Genomic DNA, 1661 nt, shown 5'->3' with positions numbered 1-1661 from the left:
ATGAATATAACTCAAAAGACTTTGATAAAGATAGTATCTTTTTATCTAATATGATTATGAATGTGAGATTGAAGTAAAAAGATAGTAGATTTGGTAAATTTAAATCTTGTTAAGTTTATTATTTAGTTCAAATAAAAAATATAAAATAATATAGAAATTCAATAGAAGAAGAGAAGCTTAGTTAAAAGTTTGTTTGGTAAGCCACAAGGGAGTTTCGCCCCTTAAGAAAAGGGGCAAGGCTAATAAGCCTTGACAGTAATTATACAAATTAGTATAATTATAAGTACGAAACGAAACATAGTTTCACCCCCTTTCTAGGGTGTGATTATGCCACAGGGTTGCAGCCTTGTGGTAAAACCCTTAATGCAATTATACCAAACAAATTCTTTGACTTCTTAATACATTTTATTTATGATTGAATCTTATCTTTTAGCATAAGCAAGAAAAATATAAATTAAAAAATAAAATAAATCAATAGAAAGGAAGATAAGCTTAGTTAAAAGCTTGTTTGGTTAAGCCAAAGGGAAAATTATAGCTCCCCTTAAAAAAAGGGGAAATCAAGTGTTAATAACACTTGACTATAATTATACAAAGTAGTATAATTATTACTATAATTTTATTGGACAATTTAATCACCGCCTTTCTAGGTTATGATTAATGCCAAAGGTAGCCGCCTTTGGCATCTACCTTTTATAATTATACCAAACAAACTCTTTAACTTCTTAAAACAGTCCATGAAAAGATTTTACTTTTTATTCTTTAGCACTTTGTTTTTTGCACCTTCATTTTTATTTGGTGCAACTGAAATAGCTAATAGCAATTTAATTTATACTTGGGGTTATGGCGATGTGATGAATGAAATCATGCAAGCTGTTAAAGGTATAACCACTGAAACAAGTTATATCGTTAATGCAGCCTTAGCTATTTCATTATTGCTTTTTAGTATCAAAAAAGCAATGGATGGACAAACAAATCCTGTGTTTGAATTTGGAAAAATGTTTATACTTTTTGCTGTAGTGTGGCAGATGTTTTTAAGGGCGCCAAATGACAATAATCACCGCTTCATGATTCACGATGAAGTAACAAGTAAAGATTACGTCATTTCTCAAATTCCTATAGGCATAGGAAAAAGCTTTGCATTAATGACACAATTTGAGAAGGTTATCCTAGAAGCTATGGAAAAACATTTTTCAACTCCACAATCTACAAATTTTTCTAACGCAGGTTTAGGTTTTTCACTTCAAGTGATGAGTACTTTACCAAGCGTAAAGCTTTCGGCTATTGATGCAACTTTACAAAAAAATATTGATTTTTATTTTAGAAACTGCGTTTCAGTAGGTATCTTACTTAATCAACAAGGTAGAAATCTTTTTCAAAATTCTGATAATTTAATGCAAGATCTTTTCACAAATATAGGCAATGGCTCTCAGCTTACTCCTTTGTTTAAAAATAACAATAATGTTGAAGAACAAAGTGTTGTGCCTTGTTCTGATGCAGGTCCTCAAATCGTTGAAATGATTCAAAACGATACAGATGAAGCTATGAAGATTCATGCTGCTTTGCTTGGTATGGCGAATGATATGGCAAATTATGAGCAAAAGTTCTTAGGCGCTGCACAAATCTATAACGAACAAGCTGTAAGTGCTAGATCTTATTTGCAA

Annotated in this window: 1 protein-coding gene; it reads left to right on the top strand. The window is 30.9% G+C overall.

What is annotated here, in order from left to right:
- Positions 1-734: 734 nt before the first annotated feature.
- On the top strand, positions 735-1661 hold a 927-nt coding region (locus ELQ12_RS09585), incomplete at its 3' end, for a conjugal transfer protein TraG N-terminal domain-containing protein (RefSeq protein WP_166739606.1).

It is taken from the genome of Campylobacter sp. US25a (genome assembly GCF_004379075.1).
Classification (GTDB): Bacteria; Campylobacterota; Campylobacteria; order Campylobacterales; family Campylobacteraceae; genus Campylobacter_D; species Campylobacter_D jejuni.
This window is presented reverse-complemented; position numbering and strand designations above follow the sequence as displayed.